The 26,842-nt window shown below is 60.4% G+C and carries 22 protein-coding genes and 1 pseudogene; 18 read left to right on the forward strand and 5 right to left on the reverse strand.

Annotated elements, in window-relative coordinates:
- A pseudogene (locus ACQKP2_RS18695) lies at positions 1-191 on the reverse strand (hypothetical protein); the annotation flags it as partial.
- 72 nt (positions 192-263) lie between these two features.
- Here ACQKP2_RS18695 and ACQKP2_RS18700 point away from each other — a divergent pair.
- The 13 genes from ACQKP2_RS18700 (at position 264) to ACQKP2_RS18760 (ending at position 16,913) form a co-directional block, all read left to right on the forward strand.
- On the forward strand, positions 264-578 hold the full coding sequence (locus ACQKP2_RS18700; protein WP_427578512.1) for a hypothetical protein: 315 nt from the start codon (positions 264-266) through the stop codon (positions 576-578).
- Entirely contained in the window at positions 575-3,514 is a 2,940-nt protein-coding gene (glnE, locus tag ACQKP2_RS18705) for a bifunctional [glutamate--ammonia ligase]-adenylyl-L-tyrosine phosphorylase/[glutamate--ammonia-ligase] adenylyltransferase (protein ID WP_427578513.1), read from the forward strand. Before ACQKP2_RS18700 ends, glnE begins: the two co-directional genes overlap by 4 nt.
- A gap of 202 nt (positions 3,515-3,716) precedes the next feature.
- Complete coding sequence (gene waaF, locus ACQKP2_RS18710; protein ID WP_427578514.1) at positions 3,717-4,751, forward strand: lipopolysaccharide heptosyltransferase II; 1,035 nt, start codon at positions 3,717-3,719, stop codon at positions 4,749-4,751.
- A gap of 1 nt (position 4,752) precedes the next feature.
- On the forward strand, positions 4,753-5,814 hold the full coding sequence (gene waaC, locus ACQKP2_RS18715) for a lipopolysaccharide heptosyltransferase I (RefSeq protein WP_427578515.1): 1,062 nt from the start codon (positions 4,753-4,755) through the stop codon (positions 5,812-5,814).
- Positions 5,814-6,935, forward strand: coding sequence for a glycosyltransferase family 4 protein (locus ACQKP2_RS18720; RefSeq protein WP_427578517.1), 1,122 nt, complete (start codon positions 5,814-5,816; stop codon positions 6,933-6,935). The genes waaC and ACQKP2_RS18720 overlap by 1 nt, the downstream gene beginning before the upstream one ends.
- On the forward strand, positions 6,936-7,742 hold the full coding sequence (rfaP, locus tag ACQKP2_RS18725) for a lipopolysaccharide core heptose(I) kinase RfaP (RefSeq protein ID WP_427578518.1): 807 nt from the start codon (positions 6,936-6,938) through the stop codon (positions 7,740-7,742).
- Positions 7,742-9,193: a lipopolysaccharide kinase InaA family protein gene (locus tag ACQKP2_RS18730; protein WP_427578519.1), complete on the forward strand. Its 1,452-nt coding sequence runs from the start codon at positions 7,742-7,744 to the stop codon at positions 9,191-9,193. The genes rfaP and ACQKP2_RS18730 overlap by 1 nt, the downstream gene beginning before the upstream one ends.
- A gap of 264 nt (positions 9,194-9,457) precedes the next feature.
- Complete coding sequence (locus tag ACQKP2_RS18735; protein ID WP_427578520.1) at positions 9,458-11,215, forward strand: carbamoyltransferase family protein; 1,758 nt, start codon at positions 9,458-9,460, stop codon at positions 11,213-11,215.
- Positions 11,199-12,329: a glycosyltransferase gene (locus tag ACQKP2_RS18740; RefSeq protein WP_427578521.1), complete on the forward strand. Its 1,131-nt coding sequence runs from the start codon at positions 11,199-11,201 to the stop codon at positions 12,327-12,329. Before ACQKP2_RS18735 ends, ACQKP2_RS18740 begins: the two co-directional genes overlap by 17 nt.
- On the forward strand, positions 12,329-13,225 hold the full coding sequence (locus ACQKP2_RS18745) for an antimicrobial resistance protein Mig-14 (RefSeq protein WP_427578523.1): 897 nt from the start codon (positions 12,329-12,331) through the stop codon (positions 13,223-13,225). Before ACQKP2_RS18740 ends, ACQKP2_RS18745 begins: the two co-directional genes overlap by 1 nt.
- A gap of 8 nt (positions 13,226-13,233) precedes the next feature.
- Positions 13,234-14,634, forward strand: coding sequence for a PIG-L deacetylase family protein (locus ACQKP2_RS18750; protein WP_427578524.1), 1,401 nt, complete (start codon positions 13,234-13,236; stop codon positions 14,632-14,634).
- Between the two features lie 65 nt (positions 14,635-14,699).
- A complete protein-coding gene (locus tag ACQKP2_RS18755; protein WP_427578526.1) occupies positions 14,700-15,656 on the forward strand; it encodes a glycosyltransferase in 957 nt (318 codons plus the stop codon).
- A 162-nt stretch (positions 15,657-15,818) separates the two neighbouring features.
- Positions 15,819-16,913: a glycosyltransferase family 4 protein gene (locus ACQKP2_RS18760; protein WP_427578527.1), complete on the forward strand. Its 1,095-nt coding sequence runs from the start codon at positions 15,819-15,821 to the stop codon at positions 16,911-16,913.
- On the opposite strand, the gene ACQKP2_RS18765 is transcribed toward ACQKP2_RS18760, so the two are convergent.
- Entirely contained in the window at positions 16,902-17,513 is a 612-nt protein-coding gene (locus tag ACQKP2_RS18765) for a toluene tolerance protein (protein ID WP_427578528.1), read from the reverse strand. The genes ACQKP2_RS18760 and ACQKP2_RS18765 overlap by 12 nt on opposite strands.
- Positions 17,514-17,623: 110 nt before the next feature.
- Here ACQKP2_RS18765 and ACQKP2_RS18770 point away from each other — a divergent pair, with 110 nt between their 5' ends.
- The 5 genes from ACQKP2_RS18770 to hldE all read left to right on the forward strand — a co-directional run bounded on the left by ACQKP2_RS18770 (position 17,624) and on the right by hldE (position 23,633).
- Positions 17,624-18,802: an O-antigen ligase family protein gene (locus ACQKP2_RS18770; RefSeq protein WP_427578529.1), complete on the forward strand. Its 1,179-nt coding sequence runs from the start codon at positions 17,624-17,626 to the stop codon at positions 18,800-18,802.
- Positions 18,803-18,810: 8 nt separating this feature from the next.
- The gene (msbA, locus tag ACQKP2_RS18775; protein WP_427578530.1) at positions 18,811-20,616 is read left to right on the forward strand and encodes a lipid A export permease/ATP-binding protein MsbA; all 1,806 of its coding nucleotides are present in this window, start codon (positions 18,811-18,813) and stop codon (positions 20,614-20,616) included.
- Between the two features lie 188 nt (positions 20,617-20,804).
- Complete coding sequence (locus tag ACQKP2_RS18780; RefSeq protein ID WP_427578532.1) at positions 20,805-21,509, forward strand: sulfotransferase family 2 domain-containing protein; 705 nt, start codon at positions 20,805-20,807, stop codon at positions 21,507-21,509.
- The gene (cysC, locus tag ACQKP2_RS18785) at positions 21,502-22,107 is read left to right on the forward strand and encodes an adenylyl-sulfate kinase (RefSeq protein WP_427578533.1); all 606 of its coding nucleotides are present in this window, start codon (positions 21,502-21,504) and stop codon (positions 22,105-22,107) included. Before ACQKP2_RS18780 ends, cysC begins: the two co-directional genes overlap by 8 nt.
- A 101-nt stretch (positions 22,108-22,208) precedes the next feature.
- Positions 22,209-23,633: a bifunctional D-glycero-beta-D-manno-heptose-7-phosphate kinase/D-glycero-beta-D-manno-heptose 1-phosphate adenylyltransferase HldE gene (hldE, locus tag ACQKP2_RS18790; RefSeq protein ID WP_427578535.1), complete on the forward strand. Its 1,425-nt coding sequence runs from the start codon at positions 22,209-22,211 to the stop codon at positions 23,631-23,633.
- 114 nt (positions 23,634-23,747) lie between these two features.
- Here the strand turns inward: hldE and ACQKP2_RS18795 are convergent, their stop codons facing one another.
- Genes ACQKP2_RS18795 through ACQKP2_RS18805 form a run of 3 tightly spaced genes read right to left on the reverse strand, consistent with a single transcriptional unit; the run spans position 23,748 to position 26,735 of the window.
- Positions 23,748-24,716 carry a metal ABC transporter ATPase gene (locus ACQKP2_RS18795; RefSeq protein WP_427578536.1) on the reverse strand — a complete coding sequence of 323 codons (969 nt, stop codon included), beginning with the start codon at positions 24,714-24,716 and terminating at the stop codon, positions 23,748-23,750.
- A 34-nt stretch (positions 24,717-24,750) separates the two neighbouring features.
- Positions 24,751-25,563: an aldo/keto reductase gene (locus ACQKP2_RS18800; protein WP_427578537.1), complete on the reverse strand. Its 813-nt coding sequence runs from the start codon at positions 25,561-25,563 to the stop codon at positions 24,751-24,753.
- Positions 25,560-26,735: an NAD(P)/FAD-dependent oxidoreductase gene (locus tag ACQKP2_RS18805; protein WP_427578539.1), complete on the reverse strand. Its 1,176-nt coding sequence runs from the start codon at positions 26,733-26,735 to the stop codon at positions 25,560-25,562. Before ACQKP2_RS18805 ends, ACQKP2_RS18800 begins: the two co-directional genes overlap by 4 nt.
- Between the last annotated feature and the right edge of the window lie 107 nt (positions 26,736-26,842).

Consider the following 26,842-nt stretch of genomic DNA (forward strand, 5'->3'; position numbering starts at 1 on the left):
GTGGTTTGATCTGTTACGCACAGGACGGCGACGAAGACGGCGATGGCGTTTTCGAAATTGCGAGCCGCTGCGGGTCGCGAGTTCGCCCATACGGGTCATCAGATAGTGAGCACGGTCTTCGCCTCTTTGTCGAGAACCGATTCCAGGGCGTCCAGCCATTCCTGGGTTTCGACGGGATCGAGGTCTTGCATGGCTTGCTCCAGGGCGGAAAGGCTACCAGAATCGGTTGCCTGAGTTAGCGACTGGCCTTGTGGGCAGACGTTATGAATTCTTGGATTGCCGACAGGTTGGTCCGGCGGCGTGTAGTTTTACTACAAATCATCCGGCATTTCAGCCTGCCTAATGTATATACGAGTAGTAAAACTACACATGAGCGGCTTGTGGCTCCCGGCTGCGTTGTGAGAAATATCGTTAAGGTTGGTCTTTTTCCAACCGGAAAAGGTGAAGACTTGATGCTCACTGCCAAAAAAGAAGAATTTTCAGCTATTTCTAACTTTTGTTCGACAGTCCCTCAGGTAGTGGGTTTTGCAAAATCACTACATGCAGCCCGATATACGCCGATCAAGGATAGACCATGAGCCTCCCGACGCTTGCCGAACTGCCCGCCATTCTCCTGCCGTTTGTCACCCGCGCCGAGCAGTCGCTGCGCGCCGCCGTTGCTGCGTTGGACGACGATCATGGGTTGTCCGCCTGGACAGCTGAACGCTGGGCGCAATTCGCCCGCGTTACCGCAGCCAGCGATTTCGTGATTGAACAGTGTGTTCGTGACCCTTTGATGTTGCTGGAGCTGGTGCAGTCTGGCGAACTGGACCGCCGCTTCGCGCCTGGCGAGTTGTGTGCGCAGATCGCCGCGGCAGCGACCGCTGCCGATACCGAAGAGGCCCTGGGGCGTGCCTTGCGCCGCCAGCGTGCCCGTCACCAGGTGCGCATCATCTGGCGGGACCTGACGCGTCAGGCCGATCTGGTCCAGACCTGTCGCGATTTGTCGGACATGGCCGATGCCAGCATCGACCAGGCTTATCAATGGTTGTACACGCGTCATTGCCAGCAGTTTGGCGTGCCCACCGGCCGACGCAGCGGCGAACCGCAGCACATGGTGATCCTGGGCATGGGCAAGCTGGGTGCGGTGGAGCTCAATCTGTCTTCGGACATCGATTTGATCTTCGCCTACCCCGAAGGTGGTGAAACGGTCGGCGTGAAGCGTGCGCTGGATAACCAGGAGTTTTTCATCCGCCTGGGGCAGCGTCTGATCAAGGCCCTGGACCCCATGACCGTCGATGGTTTCGTCTTCCGTGTCGACATGCGCCTGCGGCCTTACGGATCGTCCGGCGCCCTGGTCCTGAGCTTCAATGCGCTGGAGCAGTATTACCAGGACCAGGGGCGTGACTGGGAACGCTACGCGATGATCAAGGCACGCGTGGTGGCCGGCGACCAGGTGGCCGGCGCCCAGTTGCTCGACATGCTGCGGCCTTTTGTCTATCGGCGTTATCTGGACTTTTCCGCCATCGAAGCGCTGCGCACCATGAAGCAGCTGATCCAGCAGGAGGTGCGGCGCAAGGGCATGGCCGACAACATCAAGCTCGGTTCCGGCGGTATTCGCGAGGTGGAGTTCATCGCCCAGGCGTTCCAGCTGATTCATGGCGGTCGCGACTTGAGCCTGCAGCAGCGCCCGCTGTTGAAAGTGCTCGGTACGCTGGAGGGGCAGGGGTATCTGCCGGCGGCCGTGGTCAGTGAGTTGCGCGAAGGCTATGAGTTCTTGCGCTACACCGAGCATGCCATCCAGGCGATTGCCGACCGCCAGACCCAGATGCTTCCCGATGGCGAGCAGGATCAGGCGCGCATTGCCTTCATGTTGGGCTTTGCCGATTGGCCGGCCTTTCATGAGCAACTGATGCATTGGCGTGGCCGCGTGGCCTGGCACTTTGGTCAAGTGATCGCCGATCCGGACGAGGAGCAGGGCGCAGAAAGCGAAGTGGTGGTCGGTGGCGAGTGGCTGCCGTTGTGGGAAGAGTCCCAGGATGAGGAAGCGGCTTGCCGGCAGTTGCAGGAGGGCGGTTTCACCGACGCGGTCAAGGCACTCAAGGCGCTGGCCAGCCTGCGTGGCAGTGCGCAACTGCGCGCCATGCAGCGTTTGGGGCGCGAGCGCCTCGATGCCTTTATTCCGCGCTTGCTGGCTCAAGCGGTGGAGCATGCCAACCCGGATCTGGTGCTGGAGCGGGTGTTGCCGTTGGTTGAGGCCGTGGCGCGTCGATCCGCTTACCTGGTGTTGCTGACCGAGAACCCCGGCGCATTGCGCCGTTTGTTGACCTTGTGCGCGGCGAGTCCGTGGATTGCCGAGCAGATCACGCGCTTCCCGTTATTGCTCGACGAACTGCTCAACGAAGGCCGGCTGTTCAAGCCACCGTTGGCGCCGGAGTTGGCCGCCGAGTTGCGCGAGCGTCTGACGCGGATTCCCGAGGACGACCTCGAACAGCAAATGGAAGCCTTGCGCCATTTCAAACTGGCGCACCGGTTGCGGGTGGCAGCCTCGGAAATCGCCGGCAGCCTGCCATTGATGAAAGTCAGTGACTACCTGACGTGGCTCGCCGAAGCGATTCTGGAGCAGGTGCTGGCCCTGGCCTGGCGTCAGACCGTTGCCAAGTACGGCACGCCGTTGCGTACCGATGGCACCTTGTGCGATCCGGGCTTCATTATTGTCGGTTACGGAAAAGTCGGTGGCCTGGAGCTGGGGCATGGTTCGGACCTGGACCTGGTGTTCATCCATGACGGTGATCCACAGGCGGAAACCGACGGGCCGAAGTCTATCGACGGTGCACAGTTCTTCACCCGGCTCGGGCAGCGGATCATTCACTTGCTGACGGCCCAGACCAACTCCGGTCAGCTGTATGAAGTGGACATGCGCCTGCGACCGTCCGGTGCGTCGGGATTGCTGGTGAGTTCGCTGGGGGCGTTTGCCCGGTATCAGGAAAATGAAGCCTGGACCTGGGAGCATCAGGCGTTGGTGCGGGCGCGGGTGCTGGTGGGCAGCGAGGATGTCGGCCGCGCGTTCGAGCAGGTTCGCGCGGCGATCTTGGGCAAGACGCGGGACTTGTCGACCTTGCGCCAGGAAGTCAGCGAGATGCGCGCCAAGATGCGTGACAACCTGGGCAGCAAGAGCACCGCGGCCGGCACTGGGGCAAACGCCTTTGAGGCCACGGCGCCATTCGATCTCAAGCAGGACGCCGGAGGTATCGTCGATATTGAATTTATGGTGCAATACGCGGCCTTGGCGTGGTCCCATACGCACCCGGCGTTGCTGCGCTGGACGGACAATATTCGCATTCTGGAAGAGCTGGAACACGAAGGGCTGATGCCTGTCGAAGAGGCCAGTCTGTTGCGCGAAGCCTATAAAGCTTATCGCTCCGCCGCCCATCGGCAGGCCTTGCAGAAGGAGGCCGGCGTGATACCGGGTGACCAGTTCACGAACGAGCGGCAACAGGTCATGCGGATCTGGCGCGAGCTGGGGCTAAACTGAACAGGATATTTGATACGCCGATATTCCCTGTAGGAGCGAGCATGCTCGCGATGGTCGTTAACGATAACGCTGGGTACCTGACAACCAGCGGTGTTCTTCAGTCCATCGCGAGCATGCTCGCTCCTACAGCAGATTTGCAGTGTTTTTGTAGAATTATCGAGGCGGGGAGGCGTATGCCTCCCCGGATCGTTTTGGAAGCCACATGAATATTCTGATCGTTGGGCCCAGTTGGGTCGGTGACATGGTGATGGCGCAGACACTGTTTCAGTGCCTCAAACAGCGCCACCCGCAATGCGAGATCGACGTGCTGGCCCCCGAATGGAGCCGGCCGATTCTTGAACGCATGCCCGAAGTCCGCCAGGCCTTGAGCTTTCCGCTCGGCCACGGTGTGCTTGAGCTGGCAACGCGTCGGCGCATCGGCAAATCCCTGGCCGGCCAGTACGACCAGGCGATCCTGTTGCCCAACTCCTTGAAATCGGCGCTGGTGCCGTTTTTCGCCGGCATTGCCAAACGCACCGGTTGGCGTGGCGAGTTCCGCTACGGCCTGCTCAATGATGTGCGCACGCTGGATAAAGAACGTTACCCACTGATGATCGAGCGCTTCATGGCGCTGGCGTATGAGCCGGGTGCCGAATTGCCCAAGCCCTATCCGCGTCCCAGCCTGCAAATCGATCCGGTGACCCGTGAGGCGACGCTGGCCAAATTCGGTCTGGTCCTCGACCGCCCGGTGCTGGCGCTGTGCCCCGGTGCCGAGTTCGGCGAAGCCAAGCGCTGGCCATCGGAGCACTACGCCAAAGTGGCCGAAGCGAAGATCCGCGAGGGTTGGCAGGTTTGGCTGTTCGGTTCGAAAAACGATCACGCCGTGGGCGAGGACATCCGTTCGCGGTTGATTCCGGGTTTGCGTGAAGAGTCGGTGAACCTCAGTGGCGGCACTTCGCTGGCCGAGGCCATCGACCTGCTGTCCTGCGCCGATTCGGTGGTTTCCAACGACTCTGGCCTGATGCACGTCGCTGCAGCGCTCAATCGCCCACTGGTCGCGGTATACGGCTCGACGTCGCCGGGTTTCACGCCGCCGCTGGCCGAGCATGTCGAGATTGTGCGCCTGGGCATCGAATGCAGCCCGTGCTTTGACCGCACGTGCCGGTTCGGCCATTACAACTGTTTGCGCCAGTTGATGCCGCAAGCGGTGAACGAAGCCTTGCAGCGTTTGCAGGGCACTGTGGTTGAGGTCAAATAGTTTGCGGGTATTGCTGATCAAGACGTCGTCGCTGGGCGACGTGATTCATGCCTTGCCGGCATTGACCGATGCTGCGCGGGCGATTCCCGGCATCACATTCGACTGGGTGGTGGAAGAAGGCTTTGCCGAAATCCCGACCTGGCACCCTGCAGTGGGCAAAGTGATCCCTGTGGCGATCCGCCGCTGGCGCAAGAATATCTGGCAGACCGTCAAGAGCGGTGAGTGGAAGCGCTTCAAGCAAAGCCTTCGCGCCACGAAATACGATCTGGTCATCGATGCCCAGGGTCTTTTGAAAAGCGCCTTGCTGACTCGCTATGTCAAGGCACCGGTTGCCGGGCTCGACAAGCATTCGGCCCGTGAGCCGATCGCCTCACGCTTCTACTCCCGTCGTCTGGCCGTGGCTCGCGGGCAGCACGCGGTGGAACGGGTGCGTCAGCTGTTCGCCGTGGCCCTGGGTTACGACTTGCCCCAGGGCATGGGCGACTACGGTTTGAACGTCGAACGCCTGGTGGAATTGCCGCGCAAGAATCCTTATGTGCTGTTCCTCCACGGCACGACCTGGGACACCAAACACTGGCCCGAGGCTTACTGGCGCGAGTTGGCCGAGCGTGTTGGCTACCTCGGTGTCGGCGTGAAGCTGCCCTGGGGTAATGCGATCGAGAAGGCCCGTGCCGAACGCATTGCCAGGGACATGAAGCATGTCGAAGTGTTGCCCAGGTTGAATCTGGCCGGCGTCGGCAAAGTGCTGGCCGGTGCGCAAGCCTGTGTCGCGGTGGATACCGGTCTTGGCCACCTCGCTGCGGCGCTGGACGTGCCGACCCTGTCGTTGTTCGGACCGACCAACCCGGGCCTGACCGGCGCCTACGGCAAGTCGCAGATTCACCTGGCCAGCGACTTCCCCTGTGCGCCGTGCATGCAAAAGAAATGTACTTACCAGCCGACGGCCGAAGATGCCCGCCGGTTTGACCTGAAACGCGACTGGCCGTTGTGCTTCACGCGTCTGAATCCCGAGCGTGTCGCCAGCAGACTGAGCACGTTGTTACTGGCTGAGGAGCTGCGCTGATGCAATTGGCATTTGTCCTGTACAAATACTTTCCCTTTGGCGGCTTGCAGCGCGATTTCATGCGCATCGCCCTGGAGTGCCAGAAGCGTGGCTATCAGATTCGCGTCTACACGCTGATTTGGGAAGGCGATGTACCACCGGGTTTTGAAGTGCTGGTGGCACCGGTCAAGGCGTTCTTCAATCATCGGCGCAACGAAAAGCTCAGCGAATGGATGGAAGCGGACCTGGCCAAACGTCCGGTGGACCGTTTGATCGGTTTCAACAAGATGCCCGGCCTGGATGTCTATTACGCCGCCGACGGCTGCTTCGAAGACAAGGCGCAAAACCTGCGCAACTCGCTCTATCGACGCTGGGGGCGCTACCGCCACTTCGCCGAGTACGAGCGGGCGGTATTCGCCAGGGATGCGAAAACCGAAGTGCTGATGATTTCCGAAGTGCAGCAACCCCTGTTTATCAAGCATTACGATACGCCGCTCGAGCGCTTTCATTTGCTGCCGCCGGGCATCGCCCAGGACCGTCGCCGACCGGCGGACGCGGACGAAATCCGTGCCGGGTTCCGCGCCGAATTCGACCTCAAGGACGATGACTTGCTGGTGGTGCAGATCGGTTCGGGGTTCAAGACCAAGGGGGTCGATCGCAGCCTCAAGGCACTGGCGGCATTGCCCGCCGATCTAAAAAAGCGCACCCGCCTGTTTGTAATCGGCCAGGACGACCCCAAGTTATTCCAGATGCAAAGCGCCACATTGGGGCTGGGCGACAGCGTGACGTTCCTCAAGGGGCGCAGCGATATCCCGCGCTTCCTGTTGGGCGCTGATCTGTTGATTCACCCGGCGTACAACGAAAACACTGGCACCGTGCTGCTCGAAGCGCTGGTGGCCGGGTTGCCGGTGTTGGTCAGCGCAGTCTGCGGTTACGCTCATTACATTGCCGAGGCCGATGCCGGCCTTGTGCTGGACGAACCTTTCGAGCAGGCGCAACTGACGCAATACCTGACCGGCATGTTGCATGACACCCAGGCGCGAGCAGCCTGGAGCCGCAATGGTCTGGCCTTCGCCGAGACGGCCGACCTCTATAGCATGCCGCAGCACGCGGCCGATGTGATTCTGGCGGAGCACGCTTAAATGAAGTTGAAGCTGGCTGAACCCTTCAAGAGCCTTTGGGCCGGACGCGATCCGTTCATCGAGGTCGAGGGGCTCAGGGGCGAGGTGTACCGCGAGCTTGAAGCTCGCCGCACCCTGCGCACCGAAGTGAACGGCAGCGGATTTTTCGTCAAGATCCACCGTGGCATCGGCTGGGGCGAGATTTTCAAGAACCTGCTGACCGCCAAGATGCCGGTGCTCGGTGCAGGCCAGGAATGGACGGCCATCCAGCGTTTGCAGGAGGTCGGTGTTCCCACCATGACGGCCGTCGCCTATGGCGAAAGAGGCAGCAACCCGGCAGACCAGCATTCGTTCATCGTCACCGAAGAACTGGCACCGACCGTCAGCCTCGAAGATTTCAGTATCAATTGGCGCAAGCAGCCCCCCGAGCCGAAACTCAAGCGTGCACTGATTGCTGAAGTGGCACGCATGACCGGCAAGATGCACCGTGCCGGGGTCAACCATCGCGACTGTTATATCTGCCACTTCCTGTTGCACACCGACAAGCCGGTGACCGCGGATGATTTCAAGCTGTCGGTGATCGACCTGCATCGTGCCCAGACGCGGCCGGCCATTACGCGACGCTGGCGCAACAAGGATCTGGCGGCACTGTATTTCTCTGCCCTGGATATCGGCCTGACCCGTCGCGACAAATTGCGGTTTCTCAAAGGTTATTTCCAGCAACCGCTGCGGCAGATCCTCGCTGAAGAGGCCCCGCTGCTTCATTGGCTCGAAGGCAAGGCGAACAAGCTCTACGACCGCAAGCAGCGATACGGGGACGCGCTCTGATGCGTTTGTCTGAACTGAAAAGCGCCGGTCGCAGCCCGGAACTGCCCTTGAACGTGACATTGGCCGATGCCGCCGGGACGGCCGATTTGCAGTTGCTGAGCCTCTTGCGGGTCTTGCCCGGCCAGCGTTATGTCGGTGCCGGTGTCTGGCGTGGCCGTCCCGTGCTGGCCAAGCTTCTGGTCGGCAGCAAGGCCGCGCGGCACTTTCAGCGCGAGCTTGAGGGCGTGCGCCTGCTGAGCGCGCAGGGCCTGACCACGCCGCAGCTGTTGGCCGATGGCCTGAAGGAAGGTGAGGGTGGCTGGCTGCTGTTCGAGTTTCTGGAAAATGCCGAAAGCCTCGGCGATGCCTGGAAGCAGGTCGAGCACTTGCCTGCGTTGGCAGAAGAACAGGCTGCGGTATTGGCCGAGGCGCTCGGTGCAATCGGACAGATGCACCGCAAGGGTTTGTGGCAGGCAGATCTGCACCTGGACAACCTGTTGCGACAGGGAGATCGCCTGTACTTGATCGACGGCGCCGGCATCTGCGTTGAAACGCCCGGTCAGGTGTTGTCGCGCCAGAAGGTCCTGGAAAACCTCGGGGTTTTCTTTGCCCAGCTGCCAAAGACGCTGGAGCCGTTCACCGAAGAGTTGCTGGTGTACTACCTGCTGAGTAATGGCGAGCATGCGTTGCCCATGGAGGCGTTGCAAAAGCAGATCGACAAGGTGCGCAGTTGGCGCCTCAGGGATTTTCTGAGCAAGGTCGGCCGTGAGTGCACGCTGTTCAGTGTCCGGCGCGGAGCGTTCGGGCTGCGGGCGGTTCGCCGCGAAGAAGAAACGACCCTGCTGCCGGTGCTGGAGCGGGCCGATGCCTTGCTCGATCAGGGGCATCTATACAAAACCGGCGGCGCAGCGAGCGTCGGCAAGGTTGTGGTGGACGGTCGTACGCTGGTGATCAAGCGTTACAACATCAAGGGCTTCGCCCATTGGCTCAAGCGCTTCTGGCGGCCGAGCCGGGCCTGGCATTCCTGGCGCGAAGGCAATCGCCTGGCGTTCCTCGGTTTCGCCACACCCCAACCCCTGGCGTTGCTGGAGAAGCGTTTCCTGTGGTTGCGCAGTCGCGCGTACCTGATCACCGAACATCTGTCGGGACCGGACATCATCGAGCGCTTTGCACCTTACGTCGAGAGTGGGGATGCACCAGAGGCTGAGTTGGCGGCGCTGGATCATCTGTTTGCCGAATTGATCCGCGAACGCATCAGTCATGGTGATTTCAAGGGACACAACCTGTTCTGGCAGGATGATCGCTGGGCCCTGATCGACCTGGACGCGATGCGCCAGCATGCTTCGCCGGGCAGCTTTGCGCCGGCATACGCACGGGATCGCGCGCGATTCATGCGTAACTGGCCCGAGAACAGTGCCTTGTATCAGGTGATTGATCAGCGATTGCCCAAAGACATCTCCAGCGCGACCTGAATATTTTCGCGAGCAGGCTCGCTCCCACATTGGAAGTCATTCCTCTTGTGGGAGCGAGCCTGCTCGCGAAAGAACGTGCGGCCGGCAGGTTTACGATCTGCCCCGGCATTTTCAGATGCATGGGCGCTTGCCAATAGCCGCTAGAGGCTTACCACTGCTTTTAAGCTATAATCCCGCCCTTTAGCTGCCTCGCGCTCGTTGCGAAGGCACATCATTTTTGAGGCGCCCATGCGCCTGCATGCAGACTAAAGAGGCTAGACCCCTGTGGCATTGACGATTCTTGGCCTGTCCGGCGCCCTTAGCCATGATCCTTCCGCAGCCTTGTACATCGACGGCAAGCTGGTCGCTGCGGCTGAAGAAGAGCGCTTTGTGCGCGATAAACATGCAAAGAACCGCATGCCCTACGAATCGGCGAAGTTCTGTCTGGAACAAGCCGGCATCAAGCCTTCCGACGTTGACGTGGTCGCGATTCCGTTCGCGCCGATCAGCCTGTTCGGCAAGGCACGCTGGCACTACGCCAAGCGTTACTGGTATGCACCGGACCGCGCGCTCGACGCGATCCTGATGGGCAACCGTCGCTACAAGCGCTATCGCAAGAAAATCGTCTGGTGCCTGGAGCAACTGGGCTTCGATCCGAAAAAAATCAAGATCGAACCGGTCGAGCACCACCTGGCTCACGCTTCCAGCGCCTACCACTGCTCCGGTTTCAAAGAGAAAACCGCGATCCTGGGGATCGATGGCAAGGGCGAATACGCCACGACCTTCTTCGGCTACGGCCAGAACGGCAAGATCCACAAGATCAAGGAATTCTTCGATCCGGACTCCTTGGGCGGACTGTATGGCGCGATCACCGAATTCCTCGGTTTCGAAATGCTCGACGGTGAGTTCAAGGTCATGGGCATGGCGCCGTACGGCGACGCCAGCAAATACGACTTCTCGCGCCTGGCCTCGTTCGAGAACGGCGAGCTGGTAATCAACACCGAATACGCCAACGTGATCGGCCTGCGTCGCTATAAAGAGAAGGGCAAGGGTTTCTACTTCTCGCCGAAACTCATTGAGTGGCTGGGTCCGAAGCGCGAAGGCGACATCGCCGACGAGCCTTACATCCACTACGCCGCGAGCATGCAAGCGCTGTTCGAAAAGCTGGCGTTGCAGATGATCGACCATTACCTGGGCGATGTGCTCAAGGAAACCGGCAAACTGGCCTTCGCCGGTGGCTGTGCGTTGAACGTCAAGCTCAACCAGAAAATCATCGCTCGTGACGACATCAAGGAACTGTTCGTGCAACCGGCGTCCGGTGATGCCGGTACCGCAGTCGGCGCCGCCGCCTATGTGTCCCATGCCCGTGGTGTGCCGGTCGAGAAGATGGAGCACGTCTACCTCGGCCCGTCGTACAGCAACGAGGATGTGATCGCGGCCTGCGCCCGTCACGCCGACAAGCCGAAGTGGCGCAAGCTGGACAACATGCCGCAGCAGATCGCCAAAATCATGGTCGATGGCAATCCGGTTGCGTGGTTCCAGGGACGCATGGAGTTCGGCCCGCGTGCGTTGGGTGGTCGTTCGATCATCGGTTGCCCGAGCGTCGAAGGCGTTGCCGACCGCATCAACCACCAGATCAAGTTCCGCGAGCGCTGGAGGCCATTCTGCCCGTCGATGCTCGACACCGTGGCACCGCAGATGATCAAGATCGATCACCCGGCGCCATTCATGACCTTCACTTTTGAAGTGGCCGAAGAGTGGAAAACCCGTGTGCCGGAAGTCGTCCATGAAGACGGCACCTCCCGCGCCCAGGTGCTCAAGCGCGAATACAACCCGCGTTACTACGACATGATGAAGGCACTGGAAGAGCTGACCGGTAACGGCGTGTCGCTCAACACCTCGCTCAACCGCCGCGGCGAACCGATGATCTGTTCGCCGACCGACGCCTTGAACATGTTCTTCGGTTCGGATCTACAGTATCTGATCATGGAAGACATCCTGGTGGTCAAAGAGGGCGCGAACGCCTATGACACGCTCGGCTGAGCGCCATGTGCTGCAGTTCTGCCACGGTTATGACGGACCGTTTCTGGACTGCGCCCGGCAGTACGCCACCCTGTTCGCGGGGACCGGTTATCGCGTGACCACGGTGTTTCTGACCGGGGTTGCCGACGCCGAAGTCGCCGCGGGCTGCGCCAGCGATGAAGTGTTGTTCATGGAGTACAGCTCCAAGGCCATTCGCGGCCTGAAGCTGGGCGCCATCGGCGATCTGCGCAAGATCGCCGCTTCACGCAATTTCAGTTTCTGCATCGCCCATCGCTTCAAGCCGATCTACATCGCCTTGCTCGGTACCTCGTTGCCGGTGATTGGCGTACATCATGCGTTTGATGATTACAAGCGCGGCACACGCAAACTCTTCGCTCATGTTTTCCGCAAGCGACTGAGCCTTCTCGGGGTCTCCGATGCGGTGCGTGACGACATGCGCAAATGCCTGCCAAAGTGGCCGGCTGCGCGGATTCAGACGCTGTATAACCGTATCGACGTGCAAACGCTGCAAGAGACCCAGGTGTCTGCCCGAGAGGCCCGTGAAACGCTGGGCCTGGCGCCGGATGCCTGGATTGTCGGCAACGTCGGGCGGCTGCATCCGGACAAGGACCAGGCCACTTTGCTGGACGGGTTTGCCGCTGCACTGCCGGGCTTGCCGGCCAGCAGCCAGTTGGTGATTCTCGGCAGCGGTCGGCTTGAGCAGGATCTCAAGGCCCAGGCTCGTGAACTGGGGATTGGCGACCGCGTCCTGTTCCTCGGCCAGGTGCCCGAGGCTCGGCGGTATTTCCGCGCCTTCGATGTGTTTGCCTTGAGCTCCGACCATGAACCATTCGGCATGGTGCTGCTCGAAGCCATGGCCGCCGGCGTGCCATTGCTCGCCACGGCCTGTGGTGGAGCGAAGGAAGTGGTCGAGGGCGTGGGCATTCTGTTTCCGCTGGGCGACGCCGGACACCTGGCCCAAGGGCTGCAACATCTGGCGGCGATGGATGAGCAGCAGCGTCGCCAGTGTGCCGAGCTGATGCTTGACCGCTTGCGCGAGCGATTCTCCGACCGCGCGGTACGTGATGCCTTCTGGCATCTGCCGCACGTTATCGAACTGGCACCGAGGGGCTGATGCTCAACCGATTTCAAGGCTGGCGCGAACGTGGCTGGTCGCTGGCCGATGCTTCGACCTATGCCCAGACCTGGCAGCGTTATGGCGGCAGCGTCGCGACTCACCCGATGGTGGTCGAGCGCCTGGCACAGTTGGCCGATATCCCGGTGCGTTACCTGGCCTGGGAGCAAAACGGCGACGTAAAAGCAGCGATCCCGACCTGGGGGCGCGACCTTGCGTTGTCCAAGGACGTGCTCAAGCGTCGTGGCAAAAAAGGCCTGTTCGACCTCGGCAATGCCGAGATCATCCTGCCCGCCGCTGCCGATGCCCAGGCTCCACTGCGTCATCGCGGTCGTTATCTGTCGGCGCTGAACGAAAGCCGATTCACCGGCATCAAGTTGCAGCCTGAGCAATTGGCCATGGCCCGCACACCTGAAGAACTGTCGAAGAAATTTCGCTACAACCAGCGTCGTGAACTCCGCTTGCTGGAAGAGGCGGGCGGGGTGGTGCGACCGGTTTCGGACTTCTCCAGCAGCGAACTGGCAGCCATTTATTGCGATCTGTTCCAGCGTCGCTGGGGGTTCCCCGCCACCGGCGCCGAGCGTATGGCCGAGGTCATCGGGTTGCTGCGCGAGTTGCTGATCGGTTCGGTGATTTTCCTCAACGACGCACCGATTGCGATTCAACTGGTGTACCGCGTCGAGACGCCGCAGTGGATCAGCGTCGAGTACATCAATGGTGGCGTCGACCCTGAAACCCGCGAATTCAGCCCCGGCAGTGTGCTGAGTTTTCTCAATACCCAAAGTGCCTGGGAGCATGCCCGGGCACTGGATAAACCCTTGCGTTTCTCTTTCGGTCGCGCCGACCGGGAGTACAAGGATCGCTGGTGCAACCCCGTGCCGGTCTACACCGTATGAGCCAACCCATGAGCCGCAAACAGCAACTGCTCAAGCGCCACCGGCGCAACAAACGTATCGGCCTGCTGATTGCGCTGGTGCTGTTGGTGATTTGCGGTGTGCTGCTGGCCTGGTGGTTGCCGCTGCTGTTGGCGGTTCTGGGCTGGATTGCCCACGAGGCCTGGTTTGCCGACCACCTGTTCTATTCGCCCAAAGACGATTACCAGTACAACTTTCCTCCTTACACGCCGCAGCCCAAGGTTCATCTCAACGGTGATCGCCTGCGACTGGATGATGGGGTCATGCTGGTCGAAGACGCGACCCTGGTGCTGGCACTGCGGATCAAGAGCACGTGGCTGGGGCGTTTTTTCGATCCTGTGGTCGAATTGTCCGGTGGCGAGCAGCCGGACCGACAAACCTTCGAACGCGGAGTTAACGGGCTGCGTTACCTGAACCTCAGCGGTCAGGCGCAGGTGTTGTCGCGAGGGGAGTTGCGCTTGCGTGGACGCTTTTGCCGGCTTCTCGGTGAGCCGGTGCTGTGGGCCTTCGAACATCCGGATTACCGCCGCCGGCGGGTCATGGTCATCGCGCCCCATGCCGATGATGCGGAACTGGCGGCCTACGGCTTGTACAGCCAGGCGGATGAAGCATGGATCGTCACGCTGACCGCGGGTGAAATCGAAGCCGAGCACTATCAGCAAATGGGCTTGGGCAAGGTCGAAGCTGCACGCCTCAAGGGCCGTTTGCGGGCCTGGGACAGTATCGCCGTGCCACGTTGGGCCGGGGTGCCCGAAACCCGGTGCGTGCAATTGGGTTACTTCTGTCTGCAGTTGGCAGCCATGCAAGCGTCGCCCACGGTGTCCGTAGGTTCGCGGGAAGCGGACTTGTGCGATACCCGACTGTTTCGCCAGATGAACCCGTTTGCCCTGCCTGGCGATGGCGATGGTGCGCCAACCTGGAACAACCTGCTGGCCGACCTGCGAGAGCTGCTGTTGCGGGCGCAACCTGAAGTGATCGTGCTTCCGCACCCGACCCTGGATCCGCACCCGGATCATATCTGTGCTCAAGCAGCGGTTCTCGAAGCCTTGAAAGGGCTGGAGTTACAGCCCGCGTTGCTGGGTTACGCCAATCACCTGCATGACAACGACCGCTGGCCGATGGGTGACAGTGGCGTCGGTGTGACGCTTCCTCCTGTGTTCGATCCGGCGCAATCGCTGCACCCTTATTGTCTGTTGCTTTGTGCGGCGCAACAGCGTGACAAGGCCATGGCATTGGCGATGATGCACGACTTGCAGCCCCGGTCTCCGTTCAAGCGGCGCATGCGTCGTGGATTGCAGCGTCTGCTGGCAGGACGGTCCGGCTCGCCCTATGGTGAAAACGAGTTTTTTCGCAAGGCTGTGCGTCGCCATGAGCTGTTCTGGCATTTATAAAGTGCTACGGACCTGAATCGGGTGGTTCAGGTACGCCCGGTTTGCCTGTTGCGGCAAGGAAGACGATGAAAGTTCTATTTCTGGTACAGAAAGATCAACGGGCCATTCTGGACCGTCTCTACGATGGCGTAGCGGCTCATTGCGAGTGCGATTTGCGATGGCTCAGCAGCAAGGAGCAACGCAATCTGCGCAGCTACTTCCGACGTGAAGTCGATGTTTCACGTTATGACCGCATCGTGTTTTTCCTGCGCTTCAAGCAGGAGATCCGCCAGGTTGCGTTTATCCGCACGATTCCCAACCTCGTGATTCTCGAGCACGACGCCTACCAGAACTACATTCCTTGCAAATACACCGGCAAGTTCAGTGCGCACTACCGTCGTCTGCCTTGGGCTCGAGTCATCAGCTCAGGTTTTGTCGTCGCCGAGCGCCTGCGCGGCGAGGGCTTCGATGCGGTGTTCGTTCCCAAGGGCTACGACCAGACGCAGCTTGAGGATCAGGGGCGCGAACGGGACATCGAACTGGCGTTTGTCGGCAGTACCAACAGTGTCGCCTACAGCGGGCGCAAGGCCCTGCTCGATGAGTTGGCGAGCGTCGAGCCGCTGGTCGTCACCCGCACAAAATCCGGAGAGGAATACCGCGATACGCTCAACCGCATTCGCTTTTTCGTCAGTGCCGATGTAGGCATGGGCGAGTTCATGATCAAGAATTTCGAAGCCATGGCCTGTGGTTGCGTATTACTGGCCTATGACCAGGGTGCTGCGGAAAGTCAGGCGCTGGGCCTGCAGGATATGCACAACATCGTGTTTTATCGCAGCATTGCCCAGCTACAGGAGAAACTCTCCCTGCTGCGCGGCGACCCTGCACTGGCGCAGCGCATCGCTCGCAATGGACGCGAGTTGGCGGCCAGCCAGTTCAGTTTTGCGCGTATCGGTCAGCGTATCGTCGAGGAACTGGAGCCTGCATTGCGCGCGCGTGCACCGCTGAGTCTGCTGGAAAAGGTTCGACTCAAATTGGGCATTTGACAAGCAAGGTAGAGCAATCGATATTGCTCGCGACTTATATTCTATTGAGACTTCGGTGCAATTTTTCCACGAAAGTGACATCACCCTGGTAGTCACCTGTGTTGACCGGCTGGGTCTGCGGGAAACCGCTTTCGAGAGCGCCACGCCTTGGCCTTTCACCCCATGAGTATTCTTAATGTCATGTGGGCCAGCGGTGCCGCGTTCGCCTCAACTCACAAGGTGCATCAACTCATCCTGTCTCAGGTATCGCCCCCTGTACCGGTTCAAACCTGGCTGCTTCAGGGGAGTGCTGCCGAGTGCGGCGTGAGCATCGGTGAGGTGCGTGAATGGGGATTGTCCTCTGCCCGGTTGAAAGGGCGAGGTTTCTGGCGGTTCACCCGGCCCTGGATGGAGTCCAGGTTCCAGAGAGCCCTTGAAGGCAGTGATACGCGTGTGGCGTTGCTCGACGGCCTGGGTGTAGCGCGCACGCTTTTGCCAGCGCTTGAGGCATTGCCGGCTATTCGTGCGGTGGTGATCTTTCATGGTTCGACGCGCCTTCATTCGGCAGACCGGGCATTGTTTCAACGATTCCCGGCCTCCCGGCTGACATTGGTGGCGGTATCCAACACGCTCGCGGCTTCGTTGAGCGAAGACCTGAAAATGCCGGTGCTGACATTACGTAGCGCCTACGATCCTGCCGCTTTCCGTTCTGCCCTGCTTCCCGGAAACGAGGCTCGTGCCCGCCTGGGGTTGCCCCAGGATCATTCACCGGTACTGGGTGCGGTCGGTCGGCTGGTGGCAGGCAAGGGTTTTGCCTGTTTGATCGATGCCTTTGCCGGAGCATTGCAAACGCGGCCCGATCTGAAGTTGGTGATCCTGGGTGAAGGTGCGGCCCGTGCCGAGCTTGAGATGCGCATCGATCAATCGCAATTGCATGGCAAGGTCTTGTTGTCGGGCCATTTGAACGATGCGGCGCAACTCTACCGTGCATTCGACTGGGTCGCGATACCCTCTCTGAGTGAGGGCCTGGGGTTGATCATGCAGGAAGCGGTGATGGCCGGTGTACCGGTATTGTCCAGTGATCTGGACGTATTTCGCGAGCAGTTGGGGGATGCCGGTGTTTACGCTCCGGCCGAGGATGCAACGGCCTGGCGCGAGTCGATCGTGCGGGCATTGAATGTTTCTGCCGCAGAGGTCGCAGCCGAGCAATATCAGGCTCTTGCGCCGGATCAAGCCTGGCTGGAGTTCAGCCGGACCGCCCGAAATCTACTCGCTTGATGGCAAGACGGCCTGTTCGAGCGCTTGCATCGGAAAGCTCTCGTTCAGGTTCTCGCGTGCAATATAGCGGGCAAAATGCTGCAGGTTGCGCTTGATCAGGTGACGGGGCAGCGGCCCGCGCAGGAAACGCATGTCGGCTACATCAATGAGGCCCATGCGGTTATCGGGCGTCACGACGATGTTGCCCAAGTGCAACGATCGGAAGTAGATCCCCGATTGATGAAGATTGCGAATCAGTCCGGCCAGGTCTGGCAGCGCCTGCGGCCAGGTAAATCCCTCCTTGCCGGCGATCTGGCGCAACGTTTCTCCAGGTAACGGCTGGTAAAGCACCGCCGTCATGCCCGGGGACTCCAGTCGGTAGTATTGCAGGACCTGCAAGGTCGGCACGCCGAGTTTTTCAAGCTCCAGAGCATTGTCGATGAAGCGTTTCGAATAGGGACGAAACAATGCCGATGAAAAAAAACGCTTGCGGCGGAATAGTTTCAGAATATTCCCATTCTGCAACAGGTAGACTTTCGGCCCGAAGCTGTCGGCCTCCAGTACCTTGGCACCGCCAATCAGATTTTTTAAAGCCGCTTGTGGCAGCCGGGAGCATTGCATCGTAGGAAGCCTTGTTGGGAAGACGGAGCACTTTGGCGGGCAATGATGCCGAAAAGTTTCAGCTTTCACCATGCCGCTTTGGGTGGGAGAACGAACTCAGGAGCAATTTGATGCAAGAAACACGTTGGGCGCAAGTCTGGATGTCGATAGGCCTTTTGTGGTTTTTATTGGCGATCGCCATCGCACCCACCAACAAGATTTATCAGCAGGGCCTGGTCGCATTTCTCTGGTTGCCCGCCATGATTTTCACCTGGTCGGCACGCGCCCGGCTCCGGGAGTTGTTCCATGAACAACGCTGGGTCTATCTGCCGATGCTCGGTCTCCTGATCTGGTCGTTGATCAGCCTTACATGGACAAACGCCAGTGACATAAGCCGTGAAAGCAAGCGATTGCTCTACATTGTGGTGTTTCTGCTGTTTTTTCCGGTTTTTGCCAACGGCCGCACCGAGCGCGTGATTCGCATCATGCAGTGGGGAGGATTTGGTCTTGCAGTGACTGCCGTGGTGGCCATCGTCAAGTTTTATGGCGTGAGCGGCAACGGCTTGAGCGCACGCCTGGAGGGGTTGGGAGAACTGTCTCATCCGATTCTGGGGGGCTATGTCATTGGTGTCGCCGCTGTGTGGCTGGCCCTTTGGGCGCCGAGCACCGGCAAGATCCAGATCAACTGGGCCGTCGCGCTGGCAGTGCTCGTCGTCTTTGTGCTGCTCAGCCAGAGTCGTGGTGCTGCCTTGGCGTTGTTTCTGACACTGCTGGCCATGCCGATCTGGTGCAATGACCGCCGTAGCCGTGTAGTCGCTGCGGCTGCATTGATCATCGCCACGCTGGCTTTCCTGTTTTTCGAACCCTTGGTCATGGCCCGTGGCGTGTCATATCGTCCGCAGATCCTCGCGGCCAGCCTGCAAATGATTGCCGAGCATCCCTGGTGCGGCCTCGGGCTGGGCGGTGATTACAAAGTGTTCGCATCCGGTCAGTATTTTGATCATGCACATAATTTGTTCACCCACATTGCCATCGAGCTCGGCCTGCCTGGGCTGGTATTGTGGTGTGCGATCTGGTTCGCGGCGCTGTTCCAGGCCTGGAAAGTTCGTGAAACCTTCTATGCCAGGGGCGTCATCGGCATCTGGGTGTTCTCGACCCTGGCGATGCAGTTCGATGCCGCCAGCCTGACCGGGACGCCAAGAGCCGAGTGGTTCATCAGCTGGTTGCCATTAGGGTTGGCCAGTGTTTTGGTATGGGCGCGGGTCAAGCCCGATGCCTGTGATAAAATTTCCCGTCTTCCTAACCAGTGAGCTCTACGATGAGTGACGCACCGCCCAAAGCGGAACAGGATTCCAGCATGAAGATTTATCTGCGGCTGTTGGGGTATGTGAAACCCTACGCCGGTCTCTTCCTGCTGAGTATCGTGGGCTTCGTGATCTTTGCCTCCACTCAGCCAATGCTGGCAGGCGTTCTTAAATATTTCGTCGACGGCCTGAGTAATCCGGAAGCAGCACTGTTTCCCAATGTTCCTTACCTCAAGGACTTGCAATTATTGATGGCCGTTCCATTGCTGATCATCCTGATCGCAGCGTGGCAAGGCCTGGGCTCGTTTCTTGGCAACTACTACCTGGCGAAGGTTTCGCTGGGGTTGGTGCATGACCTGCGCGTCATGCTGTTCAACAAGTTGCTGGTTCTGCCCAACCGCTATTTCGATACCCACAACTCCGGGCATTTGATTTCGCGCATCACGTTCAACGTCACCATGGTGACCGGTGCCGCCACCGATGCCATCAAAGTGGTTATTCGTGAAGGTCTGACAGTGGTTTTCCTGTTTGGCTATCTGGTATGGATGAACTGGAAACTGACCATTGTGATGCTGGCTATCCTGCCGCTGATCGCACTCATGGTGGGTAATTCCAGCAAGAAATTCCGCAAGCAAAGCAAGAAAATCCAGGTGGCCATGGGCGACGTGACCCACGTGGCCTCCGAAACCATTCAGGGCTATCGCGTGGTGCGCAGCTTCGGCGGTGAAACCTACGAAGAGAATCGTTTTGCCGCGGCGAGTCAGAGCAATACCGACAAGCAATTGCGCATGACCAAGACCGGGGCTGTCTATACGCCCATGCTGCAATTGGTGATTTACACCGCCATGGCGGCGCTGATGTTCCTGGTGTTGTTCCTGCGTGGCGACGCTACCGCCGGTGATCTGGTGGCTTACATTACCGCCGCCGGCCTGCTGCCAAAGCCGATCCGCCAGCTGTCGGAAGTCAGTTCGACCATTCAGAGGGGTGTCGCAGGGGCCGAAAGCATTTTCGAGCAACTGGACGTCGAGCCTGAAGTCGACAATGGCACGATCGAGCGCGACCGCATCAATGGTCATCTGGAAGTGCGCAATCTGAGCTTCACCTATCCGGGGACCGAACGTGAAGTGCTGAAGAACATCAGCTTCACAGCGTCGCCAGGGCAGATGATTGCGCTGGTTGGTCGCTCCGGCAGTGGCAAATCGACGCTCGCCAGCCTGATTCCGCGTTTCTATCATCACGACATCGGTGACATTCTGCTCGATGACGTCGAGATCGAAGACTACCGTCTGCGCAATCTGCGCCGGCACGTGGCCCAGGTCACCCAGCATGTGACCCTGTTCAACGACACCATTGCCAACAACATCGCCTACGGTGACCTGGCGGGCGCACCGCGTGCCGACATCGAAAAGGCCGCCAGGGATGCCTTTGCGATGGATTTCATTTCGCAGATGCCCGACGGCCTGGATACCCTGGTCGGTGAAAATGGCGTGTTGCTGTCCGGCGGGCAGCGTCAGCGCCTGGCCATCGCACGGGCTCTGTTGAAGAACGCACCGCTGCTGATTCTCGATGAGGCGACCTCGGCACTCGATACCGAATCCGAGCGCCACATTCAGGCGGCGCTGGATCAGGTCATGAAAGGCCGAACCACGCTGGTCATCGCCCACCGCTTGTCGACCATCGAGAAGGCCGACCTGATTCTGGTGATGGATCAGGGGCAGATCGTCGAACGTGGCACCCATGCGCAACTGCTGGCACACAATGGCTACTACGCACGTCTGCATGCGATGGGCCTGGACACGCCGGCTGAAGACATCGCCTGACCCCGACAACAGGGTGGGCCGGGCCCACCCTGCTGTACTCCCGGCGTGCAAGGCGTCCGGGGGAATTGTATCCAGATCCTTACGGTTCTTGACCAAACCTGAATAAATCTCAGCAACGCGGCTGTTAAGGTTCCTGAACGAATTTTGACGTCAGTCGAAGAGGCCATCCTTTTCGCGCGGGTGCTGGAATGTTGCAACGCTATCTCTGGAAGCTGTTACCCAAACCACAACGCCAATTCCTTCTGGGGCGCCTGTCGGTCGTGGATCGCCAGGTCGTGAACAAATCGATGTCGGCCAATCTGCGTTACCCGGAAAATTTCACGCAGCATTCCTGTCTGTTCATCCACGTTCCGAAATGCGCCGGCAGCAGTGTTTGTGTTGCGTTGTTCGAAGGCTGGACGCCGGGTCACTTGCCTTTGTACTGGTACGAACAGCAGTTTCCCGAGCAGTTTGCCAACAGCTACAAGTTTGCCTTTGTCCGCGATCCTCTGGAGAGAGCGTACTCGGCCTACTCTTATCTGCGCGGCAATGCCATGAGCCGGCGCGATCAGCCGGCGCAGAAGCTGGTCAGCCAGTACCGCGATTTCGACGATTTCGTTGCACGCTGGCTGCACCCCGAAACCATCCAGCGACAACTGCACTTCGCTGCACAGACGGACTTCCTTACCGACTCGTTCGGTCACCTGGCAATGGACTTCATCGGTTATCAGGAACACCTGGAACGGGATTTCCGGCTGGTTTGCCAAGCGTTGGGGCATGAGGTGTCATTGCCACACGTCAACGGCTCGCGGCAACGTCATCCGATCCCGGCCCGGGAATTCTGTTCTGTACGTACCCGCCGGCTCGTACGCCGCGCGTACCAGCGCGACTATGAGCTGCTCGGCTATGAATGAAATGGTGTCGATGCCGGTATCAGGGATCAGCCCTTATGCGTTAACGCTGTCGAGCGCCGACCGGGCTGTGCTCAAGTCGCAGCGACCTCGTTGTCTATGGTTGACCGGGTTGTCCGGGGCGGGCAAGTCGACTTTGGCCAATGCGCTGGAGTTGCAATTGAACCAGCGCGGGTTGCACACGTTCGTGCTTGATGGAGATAACCTGCGTGCCGGTCTTTGCCGCGATTTGGGCATGGACCCTGAGAGTCGCCGGGAAAACATCCGGCGCATGGCCGAAGTTGCGCGGTTGATGGTTGATGCGGGGCTGATCGTGATTGTTGCGGCGATCTCGCCGTTCAGGAGTGATCGTGACGCGGCGCGCGCCCTGTTTGCAGAGGGTGAATTCATCGAGGTGTATGTGAGTACGCCGTTTGATGTATGCGAGCGGCGTGACCCCAAGGGCCTGTATCTGGCTGCCCGGCAGGGGCGGCTGAAGAGTTTCACGGGCATCGACAGCCCCTACGAAGCGCCGCTGAGCCCGGAGTGCGAAATTGATACGCAGGCGTTGGAAATGGCCCAGGCGTGTCGGCGCTTGACGGACGCTTTGCTCAAAAAATAAGCAATTGGCTCGGCGAATCATCCCGTTGCAGCCGCCACACAAGCATAAGCCTGCCCTGTGTTAATATCGCGCCCCTGTTCATTTTGTATGTGGGTTGCTCCATGAAGTTGTCCATGCCGCGATTCGATCAAGCCCCTGTCTTGGTGGTCGGCGATGTCATGCTCGACCGTTATTGGCATGGTGGTACCTCACGGATTTCTCCTGAGGCGCCAGTACCCGTCGTCAAGGTCGATCACATCGAGGACCGCCCGGGCGGTGCCGCCAACGTTGCGCTCAACATTGCCGCCCTTGGCGCCCCGGCCTCATTGGTCGGTGTAACCGGTGACGACGAGGCCGCCGACAGCCTGGCCAACAGCCTCAAGGGCGCCGGCGTACGGGCGTTGTTCCAGCGTATTGCCCATCAGCCAACCATCGTCAAGCTGCGGGTGATGAGCCGTCACCAGCAATTGCTGCGTATCGACTTCGAAGAACCGTTCGCCACGGACGCGCTGGCCTTGTCGGTGCAGGTCGACGAATTGCTCGAAGGCATCAAGGTGCTGGTGCTGTCGGACTACGGCAAGGGTGCGCTGAGAAATCACCAGGTGCTGATCCAGGCCGCCCGCGCCCGTGGCATTCCGGTATTGGCCGACCCCAAGGGCAAGGATTTTTCGATCTACCGCGGTGCGAGCCTGATCACGCCGAACCTCAGTGAGTTCGAAACCATCGTCGGTAAATGCGCCGATGAACACGAATTGGTGAGCAAGGGTGCGCAGTTGATGCACGACCTTGATCTGGGCGCCTTGCTGGTGACCCGTGGCGAGCACGGCATGACGTTGCTGCGCCCGGATCATCCGGCGCTGCACCTGCCAGCTCGTGCCCGCGAAGTGTTCGACGTGACCGGTGCCGGCGACACGGTGATTTCCACCCTGGCGGCGGCAATCGCCGCTGGCGAGGAGCTGCCTCACGCGGTGGGCCTGGCCAACCTGGCGGCGGGTATCGTGGTCGGCAAACTCGGTACGGCTGCCATCAGTGCGCCGGAACTGCGCCGTGCCATCCAGCGTGAAGAGGGTTCGGAGCGTGGTGTGCTGGGGCTCGAACAACTGTTGCTGGCGGTCGATGATGCGCGTGCGCACAACGAGAAGATCGTCTTCACCAATGGCTGCTTCGACATTCTGCACGCCGGCCATGTGACCTACCTGGAACAGGCCAGGGCGCAGGGCGATCGCCTGATCGTGGCGATCAACGACGATGCCTCGGTCAGTCGCCTGAAAGGGCCAGGACGGCCGATCAACAGTGTTGACCGGCGCATGGCCGTACTGGCCGGACTGGGTGCCGTGGATTGGGTGATCAGCTTCCCTGAAGGCACACCGGAAAACCTGCTGCGCGAGGTCAAACCGGACGTGCTGGTCAAGGGCGGAGATTACGGGATTGATCAGGTCGTCGGCGCGGACATCGTGAAGGCCTACGGCGGGACGGTCAAAGTGTTGGGCCTGGTGGAAAACAGCTCGACAACCGCGATTGTCGAGAAAATCCGTAAATCCGAGTGATGCGCTGATCGCTCCCACGCTCCGCGTGGGAGCGCCTCTACGGACGCTCCGCGTTCGGCTTCAAAGGGACGCGGAGCGTCCCGGGCTGCGTTCCCACGCAAAGCATGGGAACGATCAAGGGCGTGCAGCCCTGCTCGGCACGATCTTCTTCAGCAATTGCCGGGCCTTGCCTTGCAGTCGCGTCAGTCCCGAATCTTTCGCCGGTGGGGTCAAGCCCTGCTGGCTTACCCAATCCTTCCAGCGAATCCGCTCATCCTTCACCAGCCAGCCCTCCTGCCGGGCGAAGCTTTCGGCCAGGAACAGCCCGCGCGTGCTGGCCGGATACAGGTGGTCCTTTTTCAAGGTGTAGAGCTCGGCCTGTGGTTGACCGTCCTTCAAGGGCATCAGGTACAGATCGGGGCGCTTGCGGTCCAGGCGTGCCACCAGTTGATCGCCCTCCAACCGTTCGTCGACGTGAAACAGGCTCAGGGACTTGGCTTCCTTCGGAACGTCCAGGCGCAGGTCGTAGATCAGTTGCAGCGATGCCGTAGGCAAGTGCACGTAGGCCTGAGGCCGTTCGATCAGCGGCAAGTTGGCGCAACGCACCGGCCGGGCAGAGCCGGACAATGGCGTCAGGCGAAAGGGCAAGGCCTCGCGATAATGCAGGGCCGAAGCGTAGGGCGCAGGTAACCAGGTGTCGTTGAAGCGCCCACCGAGCCAGCCTTCCGGGGTTTCCAGCAGGCACTCCTCGGCAATCTCCTGCGTCGCTGTATGCAGCGGCAGGTTCAGTTCATGGGCCGGCACGTAGCCTGAAATCAGCTTGAGCACCACGTCGCCACGGTCCTGCCGGCGCTGCCGTACCAGCACCCAGTAATCGCGATTCTGCCAATGCAGTGTCAGGCGCACCGAAACCCCGAGGTTGGCCAACTCCAGGGCAAATCGCTCGGGGTTGGCGACGGTCACCGGACGGCGCCGTTGCAGGATCTGGGAGAAGTTGAGCGGCCTGCCCACGCTCTGATAACTCAGGCCTTCGGGAGTCGCTTCGACGAACAATGGCAGGGTCTTGAAGTTGCTCGGGTTCTTTCTGATGAGCGTACGCGGCATGTCGGCTCCTGCTTAAGGCCGCGTTTTGGCGGCGTCAGTTGCTACGTAGGACCTGGGCAACGGTCGCGACGTTATGGGCGAGGTGCAGCGGATTGATGGTCCCGACAATAGCACTGGCGACACCCGGTTGTTCAAACAAAAGCTCGAAACTGGCGCGCACCGGATCCACCCCCGGGCTCAGGCACGCGTGACCGCTGGCAAGGGCTTTTTTCACCAGAATGGCTTTGCCGTGAGCAGCAGCGTAGTCAATGACGGGCTTCTCGCTTTGCTCGTTCAGATTGTAGGTCACCATGGCGCAATCGCCCTGCTCCAGCGCTTTCAAACCACCCTCGACTGTTTTGCCGGAAAAGCCGAAGCCGCGAATCTTGCCTTCGGCCTTGAGTGCGGCCAGGGTTGCATAGACTTCGCAGTCATTGAGGATGGTCAGGTCGTTGCCGTCGGAGTGCACCAGCACCAGATCGATAAAGTCCGTCTCAAGGCGTTGCAGGCTGCGCTCGATGGAAAACCGCGTGTGCGCGGCCGTAAAGTCGTGACGGGACAGGCCGTCGGCGAACTCTTCGCCAACCTTGCTGACAATCACCCAATCCTGGCGCTGTCCACGCAGGAGCGGGCCGAGACGTTCTTCGCTGCGGCCATAGGCAGGCGCGGTGTCGATCAGATTGATGCCCAGGTCGCGGGTGAGCTTGAGCAGGCGGCGCGCGTCATCGTCATCGGGGATCTGGAAGCCGCTGGGGTACTTCACCCCTTGATCGCGGCCAAGTTTCACCGTGCCCAGGCCCAGCGGAGAAACCAGCAGGCCGGTGCTGCCCAAGGGGCGATGCAGATTGTGCAGGGTTGGTTGGCTCATGGCAGCAGTTGCTCCCAGGCCGGTACGCCCATCGGCGGTTTGGGCAGGGGCGGCAGCGGCGTTGCAGGGCCCGGTTGAATGCCGTCGCGGGCCAGGCTGGCGATCACCCTGTCGGCGAAGTCCGGTGCCAGCGCCAGTTTGGTTGGCCAGCCCACCAGCAACCGGCCTTCATCGGCGAGAAATGCGTTGTCGGGGCGGGTCAGTCCCGATTGCAGCGGCTCGGCGCGATCAACGCGAAGGGTTGCCCACTGCACTGCGCCGAGGTCAATCCAGGGCAGCAACTGGCCAAGTTCCTTGCGGGCGGTGGCGATCTGTTCGGCCGGTTCGCGAGCCACGCCTTCGGATTCGGCGATATCACCGCCCAGGTACCAGACCCATTGACCATCGGCGGCCGGGTGAGTGGTCACGGTGATGCGCGGTTTGGTGCCGCCACCCAGGCAGTGGGCGTACAGCGGTTTCAGGCCGGGGCCTTTGGCGATGATCATGTGCAAGGGGCGGCGTTGCATGGCCGGCTGGCTCAGACCCAATGCTTCAAGCAGAGCCGCGGTCCCGGCGCCGGCGCTCAAGACAATGCGCTGGGCGCGTATCTCGCGCTCGTCAACCTTCAGGCCGACCAGGCTGCCATCCTCCAGCAGCGGCTCGATTTTCTGGCCGGCGAGCAAACCGTCGCCTGCCAGGTCGGCCAGGCGCTGGATCAGGCTCGGTACGTCGATCACCAGTTCGGCCAGGCGATAGACCTTGCCCTTGAAGCGCTTGTCCTGAAGAGCGGGCGGCAGCTGGTCGCCCTTGACCTGATCGACCCGACCGCGCACGGCTTTGCTGGCGAAGAAACTGGTCAGATTGCCCGCGAGGGTGCCAGGGGACCACAGATAGTGGGCTTCGGACAGCAGGCGCACGCCGGACAGGTCCAGTTCGCCGTCACCGGCCAGGGCCTCGCGCCAGCGCCGCGGCATGTCGGCGATGGCTTCCGAAGCGCCGGTCAGGGCGCCATGCAACGCATATTTGGCGCCGCCGTGAATGATCCCCTGGGACTTGACGCTCTGCCCGCCACCCAGGCTGGCATTTTCCACCAGCACGGTCGAAAACCCCTGGCGGCGCAGGCGCGCATTCAGCCAGAGGCCGGCGACACCAGCGCCGACAATCAGAACGTCGGTGGAAATAACGGATGGCATGCAGCGACCTCAAAATTCAAGACGAGGGCGCAGTATACAGACTCAATGAGGAGCGGATTTGCTGGTGGGTACAAATCCTGTGGGAGCGAGCCTGCTCGCGAAAAGGG

Source organism: Pseudomonas sp. NPDC089569, from assembly GCF_050280625.1.
Classification (GTDB): Bacteria; Pseudomonadota; Gammaproteobacteria; order Pseudomonadales; family Pseudomonadaceae; genus Aquipseudomonas.

Excerpts from the sequence above, each read along its gene's own strand:
- glnE (WP_427578513.1), top strand. The coding sequence starts at position 575 with ATGAGCCTCCCGACGCTTGCCGAACTGCCCGCCATTCTCCTGCCGTTT.
- ACQKP2_RS18700 (WP_427578512.1), top strand. The coding sequence starts at position 264 with ATGAATTCTTGGATTGCCGACAGGTTGGTCCGGCGGCGTGTAGTTTTA.
- ACQKP2_RS18795 (WP_427578536.1), bottom strand. The coding sequence starts at position 24,716 with ATGCCGCGTACGCTCATCAGAAAGAACCCGAGCAACTTCAAGACCCTG.
- ACQKP2_RS18765 (WP_427578528.1), bottom strand. The coding sequence starts at position 17,513 with ATGCAATGCTCCCGGCTGCCACAAGCGGCTTTAAAAAATCTGATTGGC.
- ACQKP2_RS18720 (WP_427578517.1), top strand. The coding sequence starts at position 5,814 with ATGCAATTGGCATTTGTCCTGTACAAATACTTTCCCTTTGGCGGCTTG.
- hldE (WP_427578535.1), top strand. The coding sequence starts at position 22,209 with ATGAAGTTGTCCATGCCGCGATTCGATCAAGCCCCTGTCTTGGTGGTC.
- ACQKP2_RS18760 (WP_427578527.1), top strand. The coding sequence starts at position 15,819 with ATGAGTATTCTTAATGTCATGTGGGCCAGCGGTGCCGCGTTCGCCTCA.
- msbA (WP_427578530.1), top strand. The coding sequence starts at position 18,811 with ATGAGTGACGCACCGCCCAAAGCGGAACAGGATTCCAGCATGAAGATT.
- ACQKP2_RS18740 (WP_427578521.1), top strand. The coding sequence starts at position 11,199 with ATGACACGCTCGGCTGAGCGCCATGTGCTGCAGTTCTGCCACGGTTAT.
- cysC (WP_427578533.1), top strand. The coding sequence starts at position 21,502 with ATGAATGAAATGGTGTCGATGCCGGTATCAGGGATCAGCCCTTATGCG.
- waaF (WP_427578514.1), top strand. The coding sequence starts at position 3,717 with ATGAATATTCTGATCGTTGGGCCCAGTTGGGTCGGTGACATGGTGATG.
- rfaP (WP_427578518.1), top strand. The coding sequence starts at position 6,936 with ATGAAGTTGAAGCTGGCTGAACCCTTCAAGAGCCTTTGGGCCGGACGC.
- ACQKP2_RS18780 (WP_427578532.1), top strand. The coding sequence starts at position 20,805 with ATGTTGCAACGCTATCTCTGGAAGCTGTTACCCAAACCACAACGCCAA.
- ACQKP2_RS18730 (WP_427578519.1), top strand. The coding sequence starts at position 7,742 with ATGCGTTTGTCTGAACTGAAAAGCGCCGGTCGCAGCCCGGAACTGCCC.
- ACQKP2_RS18755 (WP_427578526.1), top strand. The coding sequence starts at position 14,700 with ATGAAAGTTCTATTTCTGGTACAGAAAGATCAACGGGCCATTCTGGAC.
- ACQKP2_RS18805 (WP_427578539.1), bottom strand. The coding sequence starts at position 26,735 with ATGCCATCCGTTATTTCCACCGACGTTCTGATTGTCGGCGCTGGTGTC.
- ACQKP2_RS18770 (WP_427578529.1), top strand. The coding sequence starts at position 17,624 with ATGCAAGAAACACGTTGGGCGCAAGTCTGGATGTCGATAGGCCTTTTG.
- ACQKP2_RS18750 (WP_427578524.1), top strand. The coding sequence starts at position 13,234 with ATGAGCCGCAAACAGCAACTGCTCAAGCGCCACCGGCGCAACAAACGT.
- ACQKP2_RS18745 (WP_427578523.1), top strand. The coding sequence starts at position 12,329 with ATGCTCAACCGATTTCAAGGCTGGCGCGAACGTGGCTGGTCGCTGGCC.
- ACQKP2_RS18800 (WP_427578537.1), bottom strand. The coding sequence starts at position 25,563 with ATGAGCCAACCAACCCTGCACAATCTGCATCGCCCCTTGGGCAGCACC.